Source organism: Mycobacterium sp. NPDC049093 (genome assembly GCF_040704635.1).
Taxonomy (GTDB): Bacteria; Actinomycetota; Actinomycetes; order Mycobacteriales; family Mycobacteriaceae; genus Mycobacterium.
Genome location: NZ_JBEZJS010000010.1, coordinates 37,125 through 60,156 on the forward strand (window position 1 = coordinate 37,125; position 23,032 = coordinate 60,156).

General features: G+C 67.1%; 26 protein-coding genes. 11 read left to right on the plus strand and 15 right to left on the minus strand.

Features of this window, described 5'->3' with window-relative positions:
• Nucleotides 1–95: 95 nt before the first annotated feature.
• The gene (locus AB0876_RS30465; RefSeq protein ID WP_526043777.1) at nt 96–1,511 is read right to left on the minus strand and encodes a DUF7159 family protein; all 1,416 of its coding nucleotides are present in this window, start codon (nt 1,509–1,511) and stop codon (nt 96–98) included.
• A gap of 211 nt (nt 1,512–1,722) precedes the next feature.
• Between AB0876_RS30465 and AB0876_RS30470 the strand changes: the two genes are divergently transcribed.
• The gene (locus AB0876_RS30470) at nt 1,723–3,180 is read left to right on the plus strand and encodes a peptide MFS transporter (protein WP_526043778.1); all 1,458 of its coding nucleotides are present in this window, start codon (nt 1,723–1,725) and stop codon (nt 3,178–3,180) included.
• Here AB0876_RS30470 and AB0876_RS30475 read toward each other — a convergent pair.
• Nucleotides 3,174–4,127: a threonine ammonia-lyase gene (locus AB0876_RS30475; RefSeq protein ID WP_526043779.1), complete on the minus strand. Its 954-nt coding sequence runs from the start codon at nt 4,125–4,127 to the stop codon at nt 3,174–3,176. The two genes, AB0876_RS30470 and AB0876_RS30475, sit on opposite strands and share 7 nt — an antisense overlap.
• Before the next feature lie 38 nt (nt 4,128–4,165).
• On the opposite strand from AB0876_RS30475, the gene AB0876_RS30480 reads away from it, so the two are divergent.
• From AB0876_RS30480 to AB0876_RS30490, 3 genes are read left to right on the plus strand one after another with little or no spacing between them, the layout of a single operon-like run.
• Nucleotides 4,166–4,588 carry an acyl-CoA thioesterase gene (locus AB0876_RS30480; protein WP_526043780.1) on the plus strand — a complete coding sequence of 141 codons (423 nt, stop codon included), beginning with the start codon at nt 4,166–4,168 and terminating at the stop codon, nt 4,586–4,588.
• A gap of 49 nt (nt 4,589–4,637) precedes the next feature.
• A complete protein-coding gene (locus tag AB0876_RS30485) occupies nt 4,638–4,850 on the plus strand; it encodes an Rv3202a family protein (protein WP_526043781.1) in 213 nt (70 codons plus the stop codon).
• 18 nt (nt 4,851–4,868) lie between these two features.
• Complete coding sequence (locus AB0876_RS30490) at nt 4,869–5,201, plus strand: hypothetical protein (protein WP_491840945.1); 333 nt, start codon at nt 4,869–4,871, stop codon at nt 5,199–5,201.
• Here AB0876_RS30490 and AB0876_RS30495 read toward each other — a convergent pair.
• The 3 genes from AB0876_RS30495 to AB0876_RS30505 all read right to left on the minus strand — a co-directional run bounded on the left by AB0876_RS30495 (nt 5,143) and on the right by AB0876_RS30505 (nt 7,563).
• The gene (locus tag AB0876_RS30495; protein WP_491840944.1) at nt 5,143–6,045 is read right to left on the minus strand and encodes a cytochrome c biogenesis CcdA family protein; all 903 of its coding nucleotides are present in this window, start codon (nt 6,043–6,045) and stop codon (nt 5,143–5,145) included. The genes AB0876_RS30490 and AB0876_RS30495 overlap by 59 nt on opposite strands.
• Before the next feature lie 9 nt (nt 6,046–6,054).
• Nucleotides 6,055–6,501 carry a protein disulfide oxidoreductase gene (locus AB0876_RS30500; protein ID WP_491840986.1) on the minus strand — a complete coding sequence of 149 codons (447 nt, stop codon included), beginning with the start codon at nt 6,499–6,501 and terminating at the stop codon, nt 6,055–6,057.
• Between the two features lie 180 nt (nt 6,502–6,681).
• A complete protein-coding gene (locus AB0876_RS30505; RefSeq protein ID WP_491840943.1) occupies nt 6,682–7,563 on the minus strand; it encodes a TIGR03854 family LLM class F420-dependent oxidoreductase in 882 nt (293 codons plus the stop codon).
• Nucleotides 7,564–7,649: 86 nt separating this feature from the next.
• Between AB0876_RS30505 and AB0876_RS30510 the strand changes: the two genes are divergently transcribed.
• Entirely contained in the window at nt 7,650–8,090 is a 441-nt protein-coding gene (locus AB0876_RS30510; protein WP_491840942.1) for a DUF6188 family protein, read from the plus strand.
• Nucleotides 8,091–8,107: 17 nt separating this feature from the next.
• Here the strand turns inward: AB0876_RS30510 and AB0876_RS30515 are convergent, their stop codons facing one another.
• Nucleotides 8,108–8,581 carry a hypothetical protein gene (locus AB0876_RS30515; RefSeq protein WP_491840941.1) on the minus strand — a complete coding sequence of 158 codons (474 nt, stop codon included), beginning with the start codon at nt 8,579–8,581 and terminating at the stop codon, nt 8,108–8,110.
• A 178-nt stretch (nt 8,582–8,759) separates the two neighbouring features.
• On the opposite strand from AB0876_RS30515, the gene AB0876_RS30520 reads away from it, so the two are divergent.
• Nucleotides 8,760–10,040: a cytochrome P450 gene (locus AB0876_RS30520; RefSeq protein WP_526043782.1), complete on the plus strand. Its 1,281-nt coding sequence runs from the start codon at nt 8,760–8,762 to the stop codon at nt 10,038–10,040.
• 4 nt (nt 10,041–10,044) lie between these two features.
• Here the strand turns inward: AB0876_RS30520 and AB0876_RS30525 are convergent, their stop codons facing one another.
• From AB0876_RS30525 to AB0876_RS30540, 4 genes are all read right to left on the minus strand, one after another.
• Nucleotides 10,045–10,431 carry a cupredoxin domain-containing protein gene (locus AB0876_RS30525; RefSeq protein WP_491840939.1) on the minus strand — a complete coding sequence of 129 codons (387 nt, stop codon included), beginning with the start codon at nt 10,429–10,431 and terminating at the stop codon, nt 10,045–10,047.
• A 67-nt stretch (nt 10,432–10,498) separates the two neighbouring features.
• Nucleotides 10,499–11,917: an amino acid permease gene (locus AB0876_RS30530; RefSeq protein ID WP_526043783.1), complete on the minus strand. Its 1,419-nt coding sequence runs from the start codon at nt 11,915–11,917 to the stop codon at nt 10,499–10,501.
• A gap of 107 nt (nt 11,918–12,024) precedes the next feature.
• Nucleotides 12,025–13,131, minus strand: coding sequence for a glycosyltransferase (locus AB0876_RS30535; protein ID WP_491840937.1), 1,107 nt, complete (start codon nt 13,129–13,131; stop codon nt 12,025–12,027).
• Between the two features lie 83 nt (nt 13,132–13,214).
• A complete protein-coding gene (locus AB0876_RS30540) occupies nt 13,215–14,117 on the minus strand; it encodes a dienelactone hydrolase family protein (RefSeq protein WP_526043784.1) in 903 nt (300 codons plus the stop codon).
• A 67-nt stretch (nt 14,118–14,184) separates the two neighbouring features.
• Between AB0876_RS30540 and AB0876_RS30545 the strand changes: the two genes are divergently transcribed.
• The 3 genes from AB0876_RS30545 (at nt 14,185) to AB0876_RS30555 (ending at nt 17,450) form a co-directional block, all read left to right on the plus strand.
• On the plus strand, nt 14,185–15,111 hold the full coding sequence (locus AB0876_RS30545; protein WP_491840935.1) for an SDR family oxidoreductase: 927 nt from the start codon (nt 14,185–14,187) through the stop codon (nt 15,109–15,111).
• Between the two features lie 100 nt (nt 15,112–15,211).
• On the plus strand, nt 15,212–17,002 hold the full coding sequence (locus AB0876_RS30550; RefSeq protein WP_491840934.1) for an N-acyl-D-amino-acid deacylase family protein: 1,791 nt from the start codon (nt 15,212–15,214) through the stop codon (nt 17,000–17,002).
• Nucleotides 17,003–17,006: 4 nt separating this feature from the next.
• Entirely contained in the window at nt 17,007–17,450 is a 444-nt protein-coding gene (locus AB0876_RS30555) for a nuclear transport factor 2 family protein (protein WP_491840985.1), read from the plus strand.
• A gap of 10 nt (nt 17,451–17,460) precedes the next feature.
• Here AB0876_RS30555 and AB0876_RS30560 read toward each other — a convergent pair whose 3' ends face one another.
• The 4 genes from AB0876_RS30560 to bfr all read right to left on the minus strand — a co-directional run bounded on the left by AB0876_RS30560 (nt 17,461) and on the right by bfr (nt 21,095).
• Complete coding sequence (locus tag AB0876_RS30560; RefSeq protein WP_491840933.1) at nt 17,461–17,826, minus strand: VOC family protein; 366 nt, start codon at nt 17,824–17,826, stop codon at nt 17,461–17,463.
• A gap of 54 nt (nt 17,827–17,880) precedes the next feature.
• Nucleotides 17,881–18,363 carry a carboxymuconolactone decarboxylase family protein gene (locus AB0876_RS30565; protein WP_491840932.1) on the minus strand — a complete coding sequence of 161 codons (483 nt, stop codon included), beginning with the start codon at nt 18,361–18,363 and terminating at the stop codon, nt 17,881–17,883.
• A gap of 41 nt (nt 18,364–18,404) precedes the next feature.
• Nucleotides 18,405–20,468, minus strand: coding sequence for an MDR family MFS transporter (locus AB0876_RS30570; protein ID WP_526043785.1), 2,064 nt, complete (start codon nt 20,466–20,468; stop codon nt 18,405–18,407).
• A gap of 147 nt (nt 20,469–20,615) precedes the next feature.
• Nucleotides 20,616–21,095: a bacterioferritin gene (gene bfr / locus AB0876_RS30575; protein ID WP_055120222.1), complete on the minus strand. Its 480-nt coding sequence runs from the start codon at nt 21,093–21,095 to the stop codon at nt 20,616–20,618.
• A gap of 242 nt (nt 21,096–21,337) precedes the next feature.
• On the opposite strand from bfr, the gene AB0876_RS30580 reads away from it, so the two are divergent.
• Entirely contained in the window at nt 21,338–21,973 is a 636-nt protein-coding gene (locus AB0876_RS30580) for a fatty-acid--CoA ligase (RefSeq protein WP_491840984.1), read from the plus strand.
• The gene (locus AB0876_RS30585; RefSeq protein WP_055114440.1) at nt 21,973–22,188 is read left to right on the plus strand and encodes a (2Fe-2S)-binding protein; all 216 of its coding nucleotides are present in this window, start codon (nt 21,973–21,975) and stop codon (nt 22,186–22,188) included. The genes AB0876_RS30580 and AB0876_RS30585 overlap by 1 nt, the downstream gene beginning before the upstream one ends.
• Here the strand turns inward: AB0876_RS30585 and AB0876_RS30590 are convergent.
• The gene (locus tag AB0876_RS30590; RefSeq protein ID WP_491840930.1) at nt 22,185–22,940 is read right to left on the minus strand and encodes an enoyl-CoA hydratase/isomerase family protein; all 756 of its coding nucleotides are present in this window, start codon (nt 22,938–22,940) and stop codon (nt 22,185–22,187) included. The genes AB0876_RS30585 and AB0876_RS30590 overlap by 4 nt on opposite strands.
• Between the last annotated feature and the right edge of the window lie 92 nt (nt 22,941–23,032).

Here is a 23,032-nt window from a genome sequence, read left to right on the forward strand (position 1 = left end):
TGGGTTGCCCATGGTGAACTCATCGGCCGGGCAACTCAGAACGTTTCACCGCACCCATCGGCGCCCTGGCGTGAGTCTCAGCAACGTCACAGCGGTCAGGGCGTGGCGGGAACCGGCACCGGAGTCTCGGCCGGCAGCTGCTCAGGTGCGGGTGGGGCCACTTCCGGCGCGGGCGGTGCCGGCTCCGGCGCTGGTGGCTCCGGTGCGGGCGGTGCCGGTTCGGTCAACGGAGCCTGCGCGGCCGTCTGCTGCACCGGCGCCGCCTCGGGCGGGACTGGTGGCGCTGGAGGCGCCACCTCGGGGGCCGGGGCCGGAGGCGGAGGTGGAGGCACCTCCGATGTCGAGGACGGCGGCGGCGCCTGATTCTCGGGCAAGGGCTGTTGACCCGGTTCCGGCGGCGGCGCACCTGGAACTTGTTCGGGCAGTGGCGGCGACTGCTCCGGCGGCACCGCCTCCAGTCCGGGCGCGGGAGGCGCCATCAGCTCGCCGGTGTTCTCGGGTGGCGCCGTGGTGGATTGATCGACGACGTACTCGGGCGGGGCGTCCTGTACCACCGGTTCGAGCATCGGCGGAGCTTCGGACGTCGAGGCCGAGGGCGCCGGAGACGTGACCGCCGAGGTCTGCTGCACGGAAGCCGAATCCCCCGATGTACTCACCACCGGACGCGTGCTCTTGTGCGGCGCCGGCTCCGAGGTGGGCAACAGCTGCTGGCCGATCGCCAGCGAGAGCGATACGGCGAACGCCAGCACTCCACCGACCAATATCGCCAGGGGCGTCAATTGCTTTGGGGGCCAGCGCCATCCGGTCGGGGCTACGCTGTCGTCGGATGCCCAACGGTTCCTGCGCACCGCGGCCAATGCGGCTCCTCTGGCCAACGGCAATCCCGGTTCGGCAGGTGTGAACACCGGCGCCGCCAGTGCCTGCTCGAGTTTCGGCAGAACCGAGTCCAGATCTACGGCGGACCCCACGACGACCAGCGCATCAGGGCGCGGGTCCGCCGCGTCGAACATGTCTGACAACCAGGTGGTCAGGCCGGCCACGGTTTCGATGCCACGGCTGACCGTGGTCTGCACCGGGCTCTCGCCGCTCACGGTCATCGCCTGTACGACATCGGGTTCCAGCACACATACGCCGGTCGTGTCGAATCCGACGATCCCGGCAACGCGCCGAGCCAACGCATCCGTCGCGTGCGGCAACCGGACCGGGATCACATCGTTGAATCCGGCGTCCGTGAACTTCTTCAACAGCACCGCGGCCTCGGCGGCCGCCCCTGAACTCCACGTGACGCCGATGGCTGTCAGCCGCAAACCACGTTCTGCGGCAACTCTTTCGGAACGCCGAACCGCCTTCACCACGTCGGCGCAGATGTCGTCGGTGCGCGCGGGTGCAAGGCCGCGAATGTCGAGCGCCTCATGGTCGACGGTCGCTCCGTCGGCCTCGCAGCCCTCTACCAGGACCAGACCGACGGTGGACGGTGTCAACGACACACCGAGCACCGCGTCCACATACACCCCCGAAAAGTGTGGCCGTCGTCCAAACGTTTCACGGTGACATTACCCGGTGGCAGCTTCATTCCCATCTCCTGCACCGTCGGTGACCTCTCACCACCGATGACGAAATGTGCTGTGCCGCAGAATCGCCAGTACACAAAGCAGTCACAGTTTGCCGCCTTGGCCGTCAATTTGGACCGACCGAGCGGTCAGCATGGCAAGGTGGTGGCGCATGCAGGAAGTCCAGGATTCTCCGCGACACCGGACGTTCTTCGGCCATCCCCTCGGGCTGGCCAACCTGGCCGGGGTGGAGATGTGGGAGCGGTTCTCCTTCTACGGGATGCTCACCATCCTCGGCTACTACCTGTACTACGTGGCCACCGACGGCGGGCTCGGGTTGCCCAAGAGCACCGCCACCGGCATCGTCGGCGCCTACGGCGGTCTGGTTTATCTGTCCACCGTGCTGGGTGGCTGGGTCGCCGATCGCATCCTGGGCATGGAGCGCACGGTGTTCTACGGCGGTGTGGTCGTCATGGCCGGCCATATCGCCCTCGCGGTCATTCCGGATCTCTCCGGCGTCGGCATCGGCCTGGTGCTCGTCGCACTCGGGTCCGGCGCACTCAAGGCCAACGCGTCGTCACTGTTGGGCACGCTCTACGCCTTGAACGACCCGCGCGCCGACGGCGGGTTCACCTTGTTCTACCTCGGCGTCAATCTGGGCGCCTTCGTCGGACCGCTGGCCACGGGGTTGTTACAGACACACATCGGCTTCCACTACGGCTTCGGCGCCGCAGCGGTCGGTATGGCAGTGGGGCTGGCGCAGTACGTGATGTTCCGCCGCAACCTCGGAAGCCACGGACGTGTCGTGGCGAACCCGTTGCCGGCGCGGTCCATCGGAAAGGTGATCGCCGTCGTGGCGGCGGCGACCGTGGTCGTGGGGGTGCTGTTCGCGGCACACCTGGTCAAACTGGCGAACCTGTCACAGATCACCACCGCGGTGATCGCCGTGGCCTCGGTAATGTATTTCGCGGTGATGCTGTCCAGAGCCAAAGTGACAGGTACCGAACGGATCCGGGTGCGGGCCTTCATCCCCCTGTTCATCGCGAATGCAGTGTTCTGGTCGCTGTTCCAGCAGACGTTCACGGTGCTGGCCGTCTACTCCGACGAGCGGGTCAACTGGTCACTGTTCGGCTGGACCGCGCCGTCGAGCTGGATCGGGTCGATCGAGCCCGTGTGGATCATCCTGCTCTCACCCGTGTTCGCGGTCCTGTGGACCCGGCTGGGCAACCGGGCACCGACCACACCGCGCAAATTCGGCTACGGGGTGATCGGGATGGGCGCCGCATTCCTGCTGTTTCTCCCGACAGTGCCGCACCAGGGCAAGGTGGTGCCCGCGCTACTGGTCGCCGGCATCATGGTGGTGTTCGCGGTGTCCGAGCTGCTGGTGTCACCGATCGGCCTGTCGGTCACGACAAAGCTTGCCCCAGAGGCGTTCCGGGCCCAGATGATGGCGCTGTTCTTCTTCTCGGTGGGGCTCGGCACGGCGATGTCGGGGGTGCTGGCCCAGCATTACGATCCGGCTCACGAATTCGCCTACTTCGGCACGCTCGGGGCGGTGGCGATCGTCACGGGTGTCGTGGTGCTGCTGATGTCACCGCGGATCAGCAGGTTGATGGAAGGTGTTCACTGACCTTCCGCGAGGATCTCGGCCAGCAACGGCAGCGCGATGTTTCCACCGGAGACGATCGCGACCGTCGGCCCCGGCGGCGTGGCTGCCGTGCGATATCCGGCCAGCGCCACGGCACCGCTGGGCTCCGCCACCAGATGTGCGTGACGCGCCAGTTCTCGCACCGCCGAACGGATCTCGTCCTCGCTCACCGTGATCACACCGTCGAGCACCCGTTGCAGGTGAGCGAAGGTGAGCCCCGACGGGGTCGCACGCAAGCCGTCGGCGATGGTCCGGTTGCGTTGGGCCACAGGCCATTCCACCAGGTGACCGGCGGCCAGACTCTCCGCGGTGTCCGCGGCGAGCTCGGGCTCCACGCCGAATATCTTGGCCCGGGGGCACAACGCGCGGATCGCGGTGCCCACCCCGGAGGCCAGACCACCGCCACTGATCGGGATGAGGACCGTCGCGACCTCGGGCAGATCCTGCGCGATCTCCAGCCCGATGGTGCCCTGGCCCGCGATCACGTCGGGATGGTCGAACGGTGGCACCAGAACACCGCCGGTGCGCTCGACCAGTTCGGCGGCGACCGATTCACGCTCCCCCGCCCCACACAACACGACCTGCGCCCCGTGGCCCCGGGTGGCCTGCACCTTGACGGCCGGGGTTTCCTCGGGCATCACGATGTGGGCCGTGACCCCAAAGGCCGCAGCCGCATACGCCACGGCCTGGGCGTGATTGCCGCTGGAGTAGGCCACCACTCCGGCCGCCCGGACCTCGGGATCGAGCCGGCCCAGCGCGTTGAATGCGCCGCGGATCTTGAAGGCGCCGATCGGTTGCAGATTCTCCGGCTTCAGCCACAACGGACGGTCAGCATCTGACCACCCGGCCGCCAGCAGCGGGGTCCGCACGATGTCGGGGGCTATCCGCCGGGCGGCGGCTTCGATGTCGTCGAGGGTCACCAGGTTCACCAGCCAAGTGTCTCCCGGCGGTCGGTTACCGTGCTGACGTGACCCAGTACAGCTTCGGAATCGTTCCTCGTTACGCCGAGATCGACCAGCAGGGTGTGGTGTTCAACGGCCACTACCTCACCTGGTTCGACGAGGCATGCACCGGGCTGTTCGACCACCTTGGCGTGAACTTCACCGACCTGATCGCCAACGGCATCGACATGCAGGTGGTGCACACCGAGATCGATTTCCAGGCTCCGGTCCGGTGGCGCGAGCCGGTGCGGATCGCCGTCCGGTGCGAGCGCATCGGCACCACCAGTTTCACCATCGGCTTCACCGTGCTGGGCACCGACGCCGCGGGCGACGAGCAGACCCGGGTGTGCGGACGGAACGTCTATGTGGTGGTCTCGACCGACGACTGGGCCAAGCGGCCGGTCCCCGAAGACATTCGCACCGCGCTCACTTCCGTTGCCGGTCAATGATTCTTCCGTCCGGGCTGTGCCGTGGCGCCCGCGGCGGTAATGTCTGGCCATGACACACGCTGAGCGCGGTGAGTTCGGCGACGACGTCCCGGAGGCCGACGTCGTGGAACAACTGATACCGGTCGGCGTCGACGACGAGGACGACGCGCTGTCGGAACTGCCCCCGGTGCGGACCTCGACGGATGCCGATGCCACCGAGGCCGACCTGATCGATCAGGCGATCGCCGTACCACTGGACGACGAGTCCGACTTCGACCGCTGACAGGAAGGATCCCCCGGCATGCGCCTGCCCGATGCCCTCGACAGCATCTCCACCGATACCGCGACCACCTCGCGGGTGTTCGGTGACCCGTACCTGACGCCCGACGGAGCGACGGTGATACCGGTGAGCAAGGTGAGGCACCGGCCCGACAGCGGGCGAACCAGCTCACGACCGCTGGGGATTTTCGTCGTCAAGGACGGCAAACCCACCTGGGTGCCCGCCGTCGACAACACGCGGATCGCCTTGCTGGGTGAACTGATCGGGTTGGTGGCAGCGACTTTGGCCACGGCCGCTATGGTGCGTCGTCCGCCGTGGCCGGACGTACGTGGCGAGTTCTCGCGGCGACTCTGACCCGCCGGGTACGCCACCCGAGCCCGAGCACGACCAGCGTCAGCAGGGCGAGCAACCACGGCCATGCGCCGTGCCGATGCACCCATCCCGCCAGGGCACCCTGCACGCGCCCGGCAGCCGCGATCACCGGGTCAGCGGGATTTCCTGCGGCGCCGAACAATTGGATTTCATACCAGCCGTAGTAGGCGACATAGGCGCCGACGGCGATCAGCAGGGCTCCGCTGATCCGGCTGATGTACGGAACGACACTGCGCAAGCGGTCGATCACGACGGTGCCGGCCAGCGCCGTGGCCACGGCCAGAACGCCGACGACAAGAGCGAAACCCCCTGCGTAGGCAGCGAACACCGCCACCCGGTGCAGTGGGGTGGGTGATTCGAGAGTGGCGCCGGTGACCGCCAGGAAGGGACCCACCGTGCACGACAGTGATGCCAGCGCATACCCGACGCCGTAGCCGGCCATGGAGCCCAGCCGTGCAGTGGGCGCCCAGCCGGCCCGGCCCGCCACCGCATCGGGCAACAGCAACCCGAGCCGGCGACCGGCCAGCAACCAGACCCCCAGCACCAGCAGGATGATCCCGATGACCAAGGTGACGTACGGAAGATAACGCTGCACCGTGTTTGCGGCGGCAACGGTCAGCAGCCCGAAGGTGCCGAACACGGCAACGAATCCGGCGGTCATCACGATGGTGGCGACGAGCGCCCGCCCCAGCGCGTTCAACGGCCCCCGCGGCGAGGCGCCCCGCACCACCAGCGCCAGGTACCCGGGCAGCAGTGCGAAACCGCACGGATTGAGTGCCGCGACGAGTCCGGCGCCGAACGCCAACCCCACCAGGTTGTCTGGCACGCCGGGCGGCTAGCTCTTCAGGGCCGCGACCCGGTCGGCCAGTTCCTGCTGCGGCATCGCGGACGTGGGGTTGTTGACGAAGGTGGATGACCCGTCGGCACGGTAGAAGACGTAGGCCGGCTGCCACGGGACGTTGTAGCGGGCCCAGATCGACCCGTCCGCGTCATTGAGGGTGGGGAAGTTGAGGTGGTATTTGTCGACGAACCCCTGCATGGCCCCGACATCGGAATGTGCCGCCACACCGACGAAGCTGACCTGTGGGTTGGCCGCGGCGACCTGGCTCACCGACGGCGCCTCGGCGTTGCAGAACGGGCACCACGGCGTCCAGAACCACAGCACCGCGGGCCGCCCGGCCAGGCTCGACCCGTTGAACGGGGCACCCGACAGCGTGGTGCCGGTGAACTGCAGCCGGTCGTCGGCGGCGGCGGTCGGCGCGAGCACCAGCGCCGACACCATTGCGATCGTGGACAGCACGCCGGCCAGCACGGATACGACCGATAGGCGCAACTGCGGGAATCGAAGTCGCATCGTCATGACAGTCTCCTTCGCTCAGGGCGCAGTGCACGCTCGGCCTGCACATACCCCCTGACACGGCTGTCGACACTCCCCGGTTCAAAAGCAGGATTTCGACCGGCCTCAGTTCTGCCGCGGCAACAGCTCGGTGGTGAACCGGTCCAGGAACGCATCGCGATCGGTGGTGCCTGCCGCCCTGATCACGAACTTGGTCAGGCCGGCGGCCAGGTAGCCGTCGATCTGGCAGTGCAGGTCGGGCCAGTCCGCCGCCACCAGTTCGGCCGGGTCGACGTCGGGCCTGCGGCGACGCACCGCGGCGAGCAGTTCGGCCGGCAGCGCACCGTCGCCCACCGCGAGGCTGATGCCGTAGTGGTCGGGTTCGATGGTCCGGCCCGCGGCCTCCGCTGCGGCCTCGATACCCCGGCGCGCTGCCCCCGCCTCGTCCGGGGTGAGGAAGCTGCCCAGCCACCCGTCGCCGAGTCTGCCGATGCGGGTCAGCGCGGCCGGCGCCGATCCGCCCAGCCAGATGTCGATCGGTGTGGCGGGAAGCGGCTGCACGTGTGCGGAGCGGACGGTGAAGTACTCCCCCTCGAACGACACATCATGGCCGCTCAGGGCCGATCGCAAGAGGTCAAGCGATTCGTCGAAGACCGCGGCCCGGCGACGGTCGGGCACCACGAAGATGTCCCGCTCGGCGGGCAGTGCCGAATGCAGCCCGAATACGGGCAGAACCCGCTTGGGTGCGAGCGCCGCCAGCGATGCCAGTTGTTTGGCCACCAGCACCGGATGGCGGCCCGGCAGGATGGCCACCGAGGTCCCGACCTTCAACCGCCGGGTACGCGCCAGCGAGTAGGCCATGCCGATGAACGGATCCACCGCCGGGGTGTAGACCAGTTCGGAGAACCACAGTGAGTCGACCCCGGAATTCTCCAGGTGGTCGACGATGCCGCTGAGTTCGTCCGGGGCCGTGTCGGCGCCGACTCCCAGACCGAACCTGACCTTCATCGGACGTTTCCCATGCCATCCATGATTGACGCAACACCGCGCGAGCGCCTCTTGTGCCCGGCCGTCCGGCGGTTCAGAGTAAGACAATGAGCGAACAATGGATTCAAGGGTGCTTGGTCCAGCGGATCGCGTTTCGCGATGGCCTGGTGCTCAACCTCGATGACTACAACGAACTGGTCATCTCGGTCCCGCTGGAACTGACGCTGCCGGCCACCGGTGCCGACGCTTCGGAAGTGGTGTCGCTGGACCCGCGGTCACTGCGCAACGAGGTTCGGCCGCTCTTCGATTTCGCGGGGCAGCGTTGCACACATGCGGACTGGGAGGACAACGGCAGCCTCCACCTGAGCTTTTCCGACGGCCACCGCATCGATGTCCGGCCCGAGGAGGACCGGACATCGTGGGAGTTGTACGGGAAGCACCACGGCTACGCCGCGTGCCTGCCCCACGGGCGGGTCCGCGTCGTCCGTCACGATCTGGATGACCTAGATCAGGACGGCGACGAGGGACCCACCCGCGAGAGCGGCTGACCGCTACCGACGGGACATCAGCCGACGCCGAGGATCGGAACCCAGACGCCGAACAGCCAGACCCCCCACTGCCGGAACCCGTTGTCCCACACTGGGTTCAAGTTGTAACCCCAGTAGTTGATGGTCGGCGGGAGCGGGCCACCACGCCATTGGAACGGTGGTGGTGGGCCCCAGCCCCACGGCGGCGCGCCCCGGCGGTCGTCCCACCAGTCGTGCCGGTTGTTCGCCCACCACGGACCCTTGTCGTCCCAATGGTCGCGGCGGTCGAAGTCAGGACCGCGATCGGGCCCACGCCCGCGACTGTCGAAGTCACGATCATGGCCGGGCGGCCCACCGTTGCAGAACGGGAAACAGTCGTCGTTACCGTGCCCCGGCTTGAGCGGAGCCGGCACAGCGGGCGACGCCGACGCCACCGGGACCCCCAACCCCGTGACACCCATTGCGAACGCGCCGGCTGTCAGCGCACCCGCCACGAACTTGGCCAGTTTCATACCTGAACCTCCTACAGTCTCGTGACCCCGGCGCCGGCCATCCCCCAATGGCCCGGCGCCGCAACGCCTTGCAACTCACCTGGCTGCGAGCGGCGAAACGTGCACCCCAGAGGGGTATCGCCTCGGCCGATCCGAGCGTTACCCGTTTTCCGGGCCCGTGCGGCCCTACCCTGGCGGGGTGGGTATCGCACCGCGGATCAATGGGGCGCGTCCCGGCGACGTGCCGCGCTTGGAGATCGACCTCGGATCGTGGCAGTTCTGGCGCGAGGATGACGAAGTCCGGGACGGCGCATTCGGCGTGCTGCGCCGTGACGACCCGGTCTCGTTCCACCGGGCCTGCGTCCTCGACGGCTCTCCGGAGAGTGTCGGGCACTGGGCGGTGACCAGGTACGACGACGTGTTCCACGCCAGCCGCCATCCGGACATCTTCAGCTCCGCCTCCGGGATCACCATCGGCGATCAAACCCCGGAATTGGCAGAGTATTTCGGCTCGATGATCGCGTTGGACGATCCCCGTCACACCCGGCTGCGCAACATCGTGCGCAGCGCGTTCACGCCGCGGGTGGTGGCCCTGATCGAGGATTCGGTGCGTGACCGGGCGCGACGCCTGGTCAGTGACATGGTGGCCAGGAATTCCGACGGCACCGCCGAGCTGGTCACCGAACTCGCCGGACCGCTACCGCTGCAGATCATCTGCGACATGATGGGTATCCCCGAACACGACCACCAGCGGATCTTCCACTGGACGAACGTGATCCTGGGATTCGGCGACCCCGACCTGACCACCGATTTCGACGAGTTCGTCACCGTCGCGACAGACATCGGCGCGTATGCGACCGCGCTGGCCGACGAACGGCGTGCGGCACCCACCGAGGATCTGACGACCAGCCTGGTTCAGGCCGAGGTCGACGGGGAACGGCTGACCTCGGCCGAGGTGGCCTCGTTCTTCATCCTGCTGGTGGTCGCGGGCAACGAAACCACCCGAAATGCCATCAGCCACGGGGTGCTCGCGCTCACCCGCTACCCGGAGCAGCGGCAGAAGTGGTGGTCGCGGTACGACGAACTGGCCCCCACCGCGGTCGAGGAGATCGTGCGCTGGGCGTCGCCGGTGAGCTACATGCGCCGCACGGTCACCCGGGACACCGTGCTGGGCGAGACACCGTTGCCCGCCGGGGCGAAGGTGACACTGTGGTACGGATCGGCGAACCGCGACGAGTCGAAGTTTGCCGATCCGTGGATGTTCGACGTCACCCGCCACCCCAACCCCCACCTCGGATTCGGTGGTGGCGGAGCGCATTTCTGCCTCGGAGCAAATCTGGCGCGCCGCGAGATCACCGTGGCGTTCGAGGAATTGCACCGCCAGTTGCCAGACATCGTCGTGACCGAGGAACCCGACCGACTGCTGTCGCCGTTCATCCACGGCATCAAGCGCATGCCGGTGGCCTGGCCCAGTCGATGAAGGGCTACTTGACGGTCAGGGTGCCCAACATCGCAGGGTGATACAGGCAGTAGAACGGATACTCCCCCGGCTCCTGCGGTGCCGTCAGCGTCGCCCGTGCCTTGCCGTCGACGTGGACGTCGAACGTGCCCTTGGTGCGGGACGTCACCGAATGCTCGACCTCGTCCTTGTTGATGATCGTGATCTCGGTCCCCGGCGCCACCGGTCCCAGAGCACTGAATCCCATACCTTCGATCGCGATGACGGGTCCGGTCGGCATTCCCGTGGCCGGACCGGTGGTGACGCTCTCCGAGTGCTCGCCATGGGTACTCGGCGAATTGGCTTGTCCGCAAGCGACACTCATCCCCACGAGCAGGAACATCGACACCATCAACGCTGCAAGTCGGAACACCTTCGCCCCCTGAGATCGTCGTCTCCGCAGACAAGTATCCGTCCCACGGGGCTGCGATGTGCCTTTTTCAGACCACCCGGCGACCCACGACCACACCGACCGTGAACGCGGACACGAGCACACCGACGATCACCCAGGCGAGCACGCTGGAACCGCCGACCAGGTCGTTGAGGTTGGTCAGGATCAGTACCAGTGCGCCCAGCAGACCCGCCAGGCCCAGCGCCGGGGCGATACGCACCCGCCACAGTGAATGGCCGTGCCGGTCGGAAGCGAAGTAGACCAGGACCGCGACGCTGGTGGCGATCATCAGCACCACCACGCCGACCGTCGTCGCCCCGGCGAACCAGGTGTAGAACTGGGCGGCCGGGTCCAACCCGAAGACCACCGCCAGGAGCACGCTGAACGCCACGATGCCGGAGATCCACAGCGAGGCCCGGTGTGGCGAGCCGTGCCGGTCGTGCGGCCGGCTCAGCCGCGCGGGCAGCACGTCACGCTGCGACAGCGCGAACACGTAGCGCGAGGCCACGTTGTGGAAGGCGAGGATGCAGGCGAACAGGCTGGTGAAGTACAGGACGGTGATGATGTCGGCGCCCGCCGTGCCGATGTAGCGGTGCGCGGTGTCGCCGAGGAACGTCGCGCCCGAATCGGTGGCGCGGGCGACGACCTGCTCGTCGCCCCAGCCCGAGATCAGTGCCCAGCTGGTGACCGCGTAGAACACCCCGATCAGGATCAGGGCCAGGTAGGTGGCCCGGGGAATCGTGCGCTCCGGAGTATGGGCCTCGTCGCGGAAGATCGCGGTCGCCTCGAATCCGACATAGCTGATGATCGCGAACAACAACCCGATGCCCAGCGACCCGGAGAAGATCGCACCCGGGTTGACGATGCCCGAGGACAGGCCGTGCTCACCGCCGTTGGCCACGATCACCAGGTCCAGCACCAGCACGATCGCGATCTCGGCGGTCAACAGCACGCCGAGCACGCGGCTGGACAGCTCGATGTTGCGGTACCCGAGATAGGTGGTGACGGCGAAACCCACTGCGGCGAACACCCACCAGGGCAGCGTCGGCCCACCCGCCAGCTCGACGACGCTCGCCCCCGCCGGGCCGAGCAGCCCGTACACGCCCGCCTCCAACGCCACGTAGCTGACCAGCGCCACGAATGCGATACCGATGCCGGCCGGCAGCCCGAGCGACTGACGAACGTAGGAGAAGAAGGCGCCCGCCTCGTCGACATACGGAGTCATCGCGGTGAAGCCGACCGCGAACAGCAACAACACCAGCGTGGCGGCGATGAACGTGGCAGGGAATCCGGCTCCGTTGCCCGAGGCGATGCCCAAGGGCACCACCCCGCCGATCACACCGAGTGGCGCGGCCGCGGCCACCACCATGAAAACGATCGAGGCCACTCCCAGGTTGCCGCGCAGTTGACGGCCGCCCTCGGGCGGCGGGGAGTCCAACGATTCTGGGGCTGTGGTGGTTTCGGACATGCTCGACCGTCCTTCAGGCAACGTGCGCAAAATATGACCCGCGGAACATAGGGCCGGCGCGGGGCCGCACACCAGGTCTGGCGTCAGCGTGCGCAAAACCCGGCTTGCTACCCGGCTCCGAGTACGTCGAGCATTCCGGCGGCCGACCGCGGCCAGGTGAACTGCTCGGCACGCTGACGCGCACTGCTGCGCCGCAGCGGTTCGGGCCGGCCGATCACCGAGGTGACGGCTTGTGCGATGGCACGGGGGTCATTGTCGGCGGTCGCTCCGCTGTCGCAGGTGAGGATCTCGGCCAGGGCCGATGTCCGGGACACCACCGCGGGAGTTCCGCAGGCCAGCGCCTCCAGCGCCGCCAGGCCGAACGTCTCGTGCGGGCCCGGCGCCAGCGCGACGTCGGCCGAGGCCAGGATGGTCGCCACGGTGTCGCGGCAACCGACGTATCCGGTGAAGGCCACCGGCAACCCACTGGCCTGCCTCTCCAGCCGGGCCCGCAACGGACCCTCCCCGACGACCACGAGTTGCGCGTCTACGCCCGAATCACGCAGAGCGGCAACGGTATCGATGCTGCGGTGGGCGTGCTTCTCCACCGACAACCTGCCGCAGTGCACCAGGAGGGTCTGCTGTGGCGCCGCCCAGCGACTGCGCATCTCGGCGCACCGGCGCCGTGGGTGGAACTGCTCGAGGTCCACCCCGAGCGGCACGGTCGCGACGTTGTCGGCACCGATCCGGTCGAATTCCTCCCGCGCGAAACCCGTCGTACACACCACCGCGTCGTAGTTCGCCGCGGTGCGGCGGTTGGCGAAGTCCGCCACCATGACCGCCGCCGACCGCGGCAACACCTGACCGACCAGCCGGTCCAGGCGTTCGTGGGAAATCATCACGGTGGCCACCCCATGCCTGCGGCCCCACGGCCCCAGCGACCGCAGGGTCAACCGGTCCGAAACCTCGATCGCGTCCGGACCGAGCTGCTGAAGCAACGCGGTCACCGGTCCCGGTAGCACCGCGCGGTAGCCCGCGGTGAACGGGATGAGCCTGGCGGGCAGGGAAATTCGCACGACACCACTGGCAAGGACATGCCGCTGCGGATGTGGACCCGGAACGATCAGGTAAACCTCGTGGCCCAGGGCGCAGTACTCCGCGCCGAGGCGGTCGACCGCGGTGCGCAGACCACCCGAACGCGGGCCGTAGAAGTTGGCAACCTGGACAACCCGCATGCCACGATGAGAACCGGGCCGCGTGTGCGGTCAACAACGACGCCGCAACCGAGGCCTGAACAGCCGCTGAACAAGCCCGGGGTTCAGGCCAGATGCGCCCCGAACCAGTCCTGGATCCGGCGCCAGGCATCGGTTGCGGCCGCGGGGTTGTACCGATCGCCGGTGTCGTTGAAGAACGCATGGTTGGCGTCGGGTTCGGTGATCAGATCGTGCACCATTCCGGCGCGTTCCAACGCCGCGCGTACCGTCGGTTCACCCGCATTCACCCGCTGATCCAGGGCGCCGTAGAACGCGAGCACCGCGGCATCACGGGAACCACTGAAATCCGGATCGTCGGGAGCCGGGCCGTAGAACGGCACCGCGGCGGCCAGCGCCGGAGTACCCGCCGCCAGGAGTCGCCAGACCAGCCCGCCGCCCATGCAGAAACCGACAGCGGCGACCTTGCGGCCCGGCACGCGGCGTTGCACCTCTTCGATGCCGGACTTCAGATCGGCGATCAACTCCGGCGGTTCGATCCGGCTCAACGCGGCGGTGGCACCCGCCGGATCGGTGAATGCCGCCGTGCCGCCCTGCGCCGAGAGCAGATCGATCGCGAGCGCCGAATACCCGATACCGGCGAACCTTCCGGCCACCGAGCGGATGTGGTCGGTGAGCCCCTTGTTCTCGTGGATCACCAACACCGCGCCCCTGGCTTCCTGCGCGGCGGCCCAGGCTCCCTGCAACTCCCCTGTGGGGCCCGACCAACTGACCGGCGTGGTGGGCAGCGCATTCTGCAGTCCGGGAGGCTCCGCCGGTCCGGGTGGCGCACTCGGGGTGGTGGCGGGTGCCGGTTCCTTCGCCTCACCGCAGGCGGCGATCAGTGAGGCTGCCGCGGCCGCACCGATTCCCAGCAGACCCAACCGGCGCAGCGCCTCACGACGCGACAACAGCCCGTCGAGGTGATCGGTCGCGATTTCCTCGGCGATGTAGCGCTGCAGTGGAGTCACCTCAGCCAGTATGCGCTGAAATCCCGAACTGCAGCTATAGAACTGCACGCGGCGGGATACTCATCGGATGGCCTGGACACCCGACCCGGAGGCGCTGCGCGGACGCATCGCCGTTGTCGCCGGGGCCACCCGCGGCGCGGGGCGGGGCATCGCCGCGGCGCTGGGGGAAGTCGGCGCGACGGTGGTGTGCACCGGCCGCAGCAGCAGGTGCGGAAGCCGCCTCTCCGATTACGACCGGCCCGAAACCATCGAGGAAACCGCCGAAATGGTAACGGAGCTCGGCGGATCCGGCGTCGCCGTACAGGTCGACCACCTCGACGTCACCCAGGTGCGCAAACTTGCCGGGCGGCTCAAGGCCGACTACGGGCACATCGACATCCTGGTCAACGACATCTGGGGGGCCGAGGTACTCAAGGGCCCGCCGGACACCTGGGGCCGGCCGATGTGGCAGCACGACCTCGACGACGGGTTGCGGATGCTGCGTCTCGGACTGGACACGCACCTGATCACGTCACACTGCCTACTGCCGCTGCTCGCCGACCGCCCCGGCGGGCTGTTGGTGGAGATCACCGATGGCACAACCGAATTCAATGCCGAGAATCCCCGGCTATCGGTGTTCTACGACCTGGTCAAGAACGCGGTGAACCGACTGGCGTTCAGTCACGGGCACGAACTCGCCGCGTTCGGCGCCACCGCCGTCGCGGTCACTCCGGGATGGCTGCGCTCGGAGATGATGCTCGACAACTACGGCGTCAGCGAGGCCAACTGGCGGTGCGCACTGGACCTCGCCCGCACCGACGGCTACCCGGCCGCGCCGCCGGGATTCGCCGAATCCGAGTCGCCCCGTTTCGTCGGCCGCGGTGTGGCCGCGGTGGCCGCCGACCCGCACCGGGCGCAGTGGAATCAACGTTCCGTCAGCTCGGCCGCCCTGGCGCGCCAGTACGGCTTCACCGACCTGGACGGACGGGTGCCGGATGCCTGGGCTCCGCTATAACCCCAGGTCAGACCATTCCGCCCGCTTCCAGTAGACATTTTTTCAAATCTGTTCACCATTTTCATTGACACTCCCACCAGCGGGACTGTTCTATGGCTGGGTGAGCTTCGACACAATCATTCGCAACGGCCGGTGGTTCGACGGCACCGGGGCGCCGTCAGCGGTGCGCAACATCGGAATTCGTGACGGGCACGTGGTCGCCATCTCCCCGGACCTCCTCGACGAGGCGGACTGCCCGCAGGTCATCGACGCCGCCGGCAAGTGGGTCATGCCCGGAATGTTGGATATCCACACGCACTACGACGTCGAGGTCCTCAATGGCCCGTCGTTGTCGGAGTCGCTGCGCCATGGCGTGACCACCGCGATGCTCGGGTCCTGCTCACTGTCGACCGTGCACGTCGGCGGCGTCGACGCGGGCGACCTGTTCGGCCGGGTCGAGGCGATCCCGCGCGATCAGGTGATCGCCGCTGTCGACGACAACAAGACGTGGACCACCTGCGACGAATACGTGTCGGCCCTCGAATCGCTGCCGCTGGGCCCCAACCTGGCCGCCTTCATCGGGCACTCCGACATGCGGACCGCAGTGATGGGACTCGACCGGGCGACCCGTAAGGATCAGCGGCCGACGGCAACCGAACAGGCCCGCATGGAGCAGATGCTCAAAGAGGCCCTCGACGCGGGCTTCGTCGGGATGTCCTCACAGCAACTGCTTTTCGACAAGATCGACGGCGACATCTGCCGGTCCCGCACCCTGCCGTCCACCTACGCCAAGCCCCGCGAGCTCCGCCGGCTCAAGTCGATGCTGCGGCGCGCCGGCCGGGTGCTGCAGTCCGGTCCCGACATCCAGAATCCGCTCAACCTGGCCTCGCAGGTGGCCCAGTCCCTCGGGCTGTTCCGCAAGCAGCTGAAGACCAGCCTGCTCTCGGCTGCCGACATCAAGGCCAACCCGTACGCGATCTGGATGATGGGGCCGCTGGCAAAGGCGGTGAACACGCTCGGCGGCAACTTCCGGTGGCAGCATCTGCCGGTGCCGTTCGAGGTGTATGCCGACGGTATCGACCTGGTGGTGTTCGAGGAATTCGGTTCCGGTGCAGCGGCTCTGCACCTGCGCGACGAGGTCGAGCGCAACGACCTGCTGCGCGACGAGTCCTACCGCCGCACATTCCGCAAGGACTACGACAGCAAGTTCGGCATGCGGGTCTGGCACCGGGACTTCTTCGACGCTGAAATCGTCGCCTGCCCCGACGAATCCGTGGTCGGCAAGACGTTCGGTCAGGTCGGCCAGGAGCGCGGCGAGCTGCATCCGGTCGACGCCTTCCTGGATCTGGTGCTCGAGCACGGCACCGCGATCCGCTGGCGGACCACCATCTCCAACCACCGTCCCGAGGTGCTCAAGAAGCTCGCCCGGGACCCGGGCATCCAGCTCGGCTTCTCCGATGCCGGCGCCCACCTGCGGAACATGGCCTTCTACAACATGGGACTGCGCCTGCTGCGACACGTCCGCGACGCCGAGCGGGCCGGTACGCCGTTCATGTCCATCGAGCAGGCCGTGCACCGGCTGACCGGTGAGCTGGCCGACTGGTACCGGATCGACGCCGGCCATCTGCGGATCGGGGACCGCGCCGACATCGTGGTCGTCGATCCCGAGCACCTCGACGACTCACTCGATGCGTACGCCGAGGAGACCGTCGACCACTACGGCGGGTTGTCGCGCATGGTGAACCGCAACGACGACACCGTCACCGCGGTGCTCGTCGGCGGACGCACCGTGTTCACCGACGGTGCGCTGACCGACCTGGTGGGCAAGCAGCGCACCGGCCAGTTCCTGCGGGCCGCACACCGCGTCCCGTCGATCTCCGCCGAGGATGGGAAGTTGACCAGTGTCCGTTGAAGACATCTCGATCGAGGAAACTGTCCACGGCATGTGGAAGGCGCTGTCGGAACGCGACTGGGATCTTCTCAAGACCTACCTGTCGGACGACTGCATCTACCTGGACATGCCGGTAGGCGCGGCCGCGGCCGCCAGAGGCCCGGAGGACATCGTCAAGCGGCTCAAGATCGGCCTCGAACCGCTCGCCTCCTACGAGAACTTCCCGGGCCTGCTGGTCGACAACGGCCGTGATGCCATGTACGAACACCACGAGGAATGGCACTGGGCCACTGGCGAATCCGCCGTCCTGAAGTTCGTCACCGTTCACCGGGTCGAGAACGGCAAGGTGACGCTGTGGAAGGACTACTGGGACATGGGCGCCCTGGCCAACCACGCTCCGCCGGACTGGCTGGAGAACTTCGCCACCGCCGACATGTCGTGGGTGTTCGACGCCACCGGTCTGGTCTGACCGCAGCCGCTCAGTCGATTCCCCACACCAGGCAGAACGGGTGGCCGGCCGGATCCCGGAACACCCGGAACAAGGTCTCCCCGACGGCATCGGTGACACGGGTTGCGCCCAGCGCCAGCACCTGACGCTGGGCCGCGTCAGGATCGTCGACCTGGATGTCGAGGTGAATCTGCTGCGACCCCCGCGGATCGGGAAACAGTGGCGGCTCGTGCTGCGGTGAGTACTGGCAGGCGAGCCGCCGGCCCGCCGGGTCGGTGACGACCACCCACGTGTCGTCCTCGGCGGCGACGTCGCCGCCGAGCACCTCGGCGTAAAAGGCGGCCAGCGCACGCGGATCCCGGCAGTCCAGCACGATGGAGCGAAGGCTTCCGATCATGGCTGCGGTATTGCCGTCACGACGCCCGGGTAAACCGGGCCGCGAGCGCGCGGGTTACAGCGTGATCCTGCAGGTTTGACCGATGTCGAGGGTCCGCAGCATCCGGCCCATTCCCAGCCACATCGCACACGACAGCGCCAGGTCGGTGAGCAGTTCGGCATCGAACTGCTCACTCGCGCGATCCCAGAAGTCCTCGTCGTCACGCAGTCCGGTGTGATCGCTCGCGAAGCGCTCGGCGAACTCGGCGGCGACGCGTTCCTGCGCGCTGTAGCCCGGCCAGGTCCGCCACTCGGCGGCGTGGTCGTAGAGATCCTCGTCCACTCCCGCCGCGGCACCGTCGGAGTCGCGGGTGTTCTGGCACACCACGCACTCGTTGTTGAGTGCGATCACCATCCGGGCGAGTTCGCGCACCCGGAGGGGCAGGCGGCCCTTGGTGTACACCGCGTTGGTGAAGTTGGCCATCGCGGTGCCGATCTCGGGAGACTTCAAGATCCAGCCGGCCACGTCGTCGTCGGGAAATTCTCCGATTCGGCTCATGGCCGAATCGTACGCAGATTCCGGCAGTTCTGGAACAAGTTCTAGTTTTTGGTTCCCGAGCCGGTCAGCTCGGTGGCGCGGTCGTCGTCTCCCCAGTCCCGTTGCACCACAATCCGGTGCGCGATGCGCTCGAGTGCGGCCTCGACCTGGGCTCGGTCCGGGCGGCCCTCGTACGACGACGACTCCCCCAGTTTGTCGACGATCCGACCCACCAGCGCCGCCGAGACACCCTCGACCTGCCGCACCCCGGCCTGGGTCAGCCACAGGTTGTCCCCGGTACGCAGTACATAGCCGTCCTGCACCAACCGGTTGAAGGTCGGCTCGAGCACTTCGAAGGGCACGACCAGGCGGTCGGCGATCTCGGTCAGGCGAGCCGAGCCGAATACCTGGCCGTGCCGGTAGATCTTGAGCAGCGCCCACAACCCCGCGACATCCAGCTCGCACCCGGGGCCGCCGGCGACATTTCGCAGCCGGATCTCTGGTGAACTGCGCATCAGCCGGCTGACCACGGTCTCGAGCACCTGGTCCGCCGATTCCGAGCTCGGCATGCCGAAGCCTTCGCCGAGATCCGCCGCCATGGTCGCCTCGGCCTCCAGCAGGGGCACCTCCTTGAGGAACAACGCCACGATCAGGCCGATCAGCGCCACCGGCGCGGCGCACAGGAACACCAGGTCCAGCGCATTCGCATAGGCGTCGACGATCGGGGCGGCGACCTCGGGCGGCAGTTCGTGCAGCGCCTTGGGTGAAGCACCCGCCACGGCTGGAGCTCCGCCGGCAGCGAGTGCACCGGGCAGGCGATCCGACAGGAAACCGACGAACAACGAGCCGAAGATCGCGGCACCGAACGAACTGCCGATGGTCCGGAAGAACGTCACCCCCGAGGTCGCCACGCCCAGATCGCTGAAGTCGGAGGTGTTCTGCACGATGAGGACCAGCACCTGCATGCACATGCCGATGCCGGCGCCCAGGATGAGCAGGTAGAGCGACTGGATCGGGATCGGTGTCGCGGCGTTCATGCGCGACAGCAGCACGAAGCCGACGAGCATGATCGCCGTGCCGGCGATCGGGTAGATCTTGTACCGGCCGGTGCGGCCCACCAGACTGCCGCTGACGGTCGAGGTGATCAGCAGCCCGACGACCATCGGCATGGTGCGCAGCCCGGATTCGGACGGCGATACACCGTCGACGAACTGCATGAAGGTGGGCATGAACGTCAGGGCGCCCAACATGGCGAAGCCGACGACCAGCGACAGTACGCAGCACATCGTGAACACCGGATTGCGGAACAGCCGCATCGGCAGAATCGGTTCGGCCGCCCGGGTTTCCGCCCGGACGAACATCGCCAGCGCCAGGACGGAACCGATGACCAGACCGATGATGGTCGGCGAGGTCCACGCCAGTTCGCCGCCCAGGCTGGTGGCCAGCGTGAGACCGGATGCCCCGATTCCGACCCACACGATGCCGGCGTAGTCGATCACCGGGCGCGCGCCACGGGACACCACTGCCGGGATCGTGGCGGCCGCGACGATCAGGACGACGACGCCCACCGGGATGCTGAGCCAGAACGCCCACCGCCAGCCGAGGTGATCGGTGACGAAGCCGCCCAGCAGCGGGCCGGCGACGGTGGTGACCCCGAAGACCGCACCGAGTGCACCCTGGTAGCGCCCGCGGTCCCGCAGCGGGATGACCTCGGCGATCAGCGCCGAGGACGTCACCATGATCGCGCCGCCGCCGATCCCCTGCAGCGCCCGGGCGGCCACCAGCATGGCCATCGATCCCGACAGGCCGCTGAGGACAGATCCGATCAGAAAACACAGGACCGCCGCCTGGTACACCACTTTTCGGCCGAAGATGTCGCCGACCTTCCCGACCACGGCGGTGACGACGGTAGAGGCCAGGAGATAGCTGGTCACCACCCATGCCTGATGGCCCGCACCGCCGAGGTCCGCCACGACGGTGGGGAGCGCGGTGGCGACGATCGTCTGGTTGAGCGAGGCGAGCAGCATTCCGAGCAGGACGGCAACGAACACCAGGTTGCGCCTGCGCACGCTCAGGATCGGGGCGCCGGTCGGTTGCTCGCCGGTGGATGTTGTCGGGGTGGTCATAACTTCCTTTCGCCGGCCTGCCGGTACACCAGCGATATCGTTAGACAGGCTATGAAAGTTACAGCACAAACAAAGCCGCCCCGGACAGCCGGCGGTTCACCGGCTACCCAGGGCGGCTTCGATTGAAACGGACCGAGCTACCTGAGCTTATTGGGGGGGCCGGGAGACGCACTGCGCTGCGTAGAGCGCGTCACCCAACTTCTCCATCAGCTCGAGCTGGGTTTCCAGGTAGTCGATGTGACCTTCCTCGTCCGCCAGGATCGTTTCCAGGATCCGCGCCGACGTCGCGTCCTGCTTTTCGCGGCACATGATGATCCCGGGCTTCAGGCGGGCAACCACCTCGTACTCGATCGCAAGATCGGCCTCGAACTGTTCCCGAAGCGTCTGCCCTACCCGTAGCGAAAAGAGCCGCTGATAGTTGGGCAAGCCGTCCAGGAGCAGGATTCGGTCGGTGATGGTCTCCGCGTGCCGCATCTCTTCGAAAGACTCGGAACGGGTATGTTCGGCCAGTTCGGTAAATCCCCAATTATCTTGCATCTTTGAGTGCAGGAAATATTGGTTAATTGCAGTGAGTTCGCTCGTCAATTGCTCGTTGAGCAATTTCAGAACATCCGGATCGCCTTGCATCGTCACTCCTAAGCACCTTGAGGGCTGGTCAAGTGTTGCCGTTTGCCGTGCACATCCAATCTAGTGCAGGAAGCACCATGTGACGCAATGATTAACGGCCAATTCGGCGTGTTCGTGCGACGCATCGGGACCCATGGGGGCACCGGACCCGAAGCGTGGCCACGAGGAGTGGACTGGCTGTCCTAACTAAGGTTAGACTGCGCTAATCCGCGATGACACCCCGAAAGAAAGGTCGGCAAGAAATGAGTGAGTACGATTTACACTCGCTCATTCTGTCCTGCGACTTCCGCGTCGACGATGTCGACGAAATGTGGAAATGGATGGGGAAACATCGCTCGGGACTATTGTCGATCGGCGCGCATCACGTCGTGCTTTACAAATCAATTTGGGAGCCGGGCCGGGTATTGGTGACAATCGGCATTCGGCATGCCCGGTCCATCCGCGACGTACTGCGTTCGCCCGCAATCTTCGAGTGGTTCGATATTTCCGGCGTCGAAGATATTCCGCCGATATTCGGCGGCGAAGTGGTGGAGAAGATCGACCTGACCGAGCCCTCCCCGGAGGGCCACGTGGCCGGCGTGATCGTGGGTGCAGTGGCGACCGTCGACGACGTACCCACCTTGATGCGCAAGGTGCACGACGGCCTCGAACGCTTCGAGCAGGGCGGCATCCGCAAGATCTGGGTCTACCAGGCGCTCGACGACGGCCAGGAAGTGATGATCCTGCAGGAGGTCTCCGACGAGATCAGCGCCCGGCAGTGGATCGATCATCCGGACGCGGCCGCCGAGTGGATGACCACGGCGGGTTTCGGTGCCTACCCCAGCCTGTTCGTGGGCAAGTTGGCCCACATCATGAACGTCGACGAGCAGGACGACTGATGTTCGTCTGCCTGTGTACCGGGGCGACCAGTCAGGTCGTCAACGAGATCATCGAGTCCGGCGCCACCACCTCGAAGGAAGTGGCCGAGGCGTGCGGAGCAGGCGCCGACTGCGGCCGGTGCCGACGCACCATCCGCGCCATCATCGCCGCCCATCAGGCCGCCGAGGGGTGCCCCACCCAGTTCAACGGTTGCCCGTCGCGGGCCACCCGCTAACGCTTGCGGTCGGCGAACTGAGCCAGCGCGTCGACGTTGGCCGCCGCCCCCACCAATTCGACGAACAACGCCTTCTCCCGCTCCACAGCCGCCGAGATCTGGTCGCGGATCGGTGCCACCAAGGCCTGCTTGACGGCCATCAGGCTCGAAATAGGCTTGGCCGCCAGGATTTCGGCGTAGTGCCGAGCCTCGGTCAACAGCGTGTCGGGCTCGCAGACCTTCCACACCAGACCCATCTCAAGGGCCTCGGTGGCGCCCACCCACTCCGAGGACATCAGCAGCCACGCGGCATTCTGCCTGCCGAGAAGTCGCGGCATCAGATACGACGAAGCCGCCTCGGGCGCCACACCCAGGCTGGTGAACGGGCACTTCAGCCGCGCCTCCGACGACATGAACGTGAGGTCGGCGAACCCGAGGATGGTGGCGCCGATACCCACGCCGACCCCGTTGACCGCACAGATCAACGGCTTCGGGAAATCCGCGAGCACTTCGAGCATCCCGTAGAACCCGTGTTCGCCCGGGGTCGATTCCGGGTTGGTGATGCGCTCCTGCATCTCGACGAGGTCGTTGCCCGCACTGAATCCCCGGCCGGCGCCCGTCAACAGCACCACTGCGACGTCCGGATCCTCAGCGGCCGCACGCAGCGCGACGGTCGTCGCGTCGTACAGCGCCTCGTTGAACGCATTGAGCGCGTCGGGACGGTTGAGGGTCAGCGTGCGAACCCGGTTGTTGTCCTCGATCAGCAGGGTCATCTCTGTCTCCTCGCGTTCGCGCCGTGGCCGCTGCAGCCTAACTAGAACACGTTCCACTCTTGTCGGCCGGGTCTACCGGCGGACCGATCCGC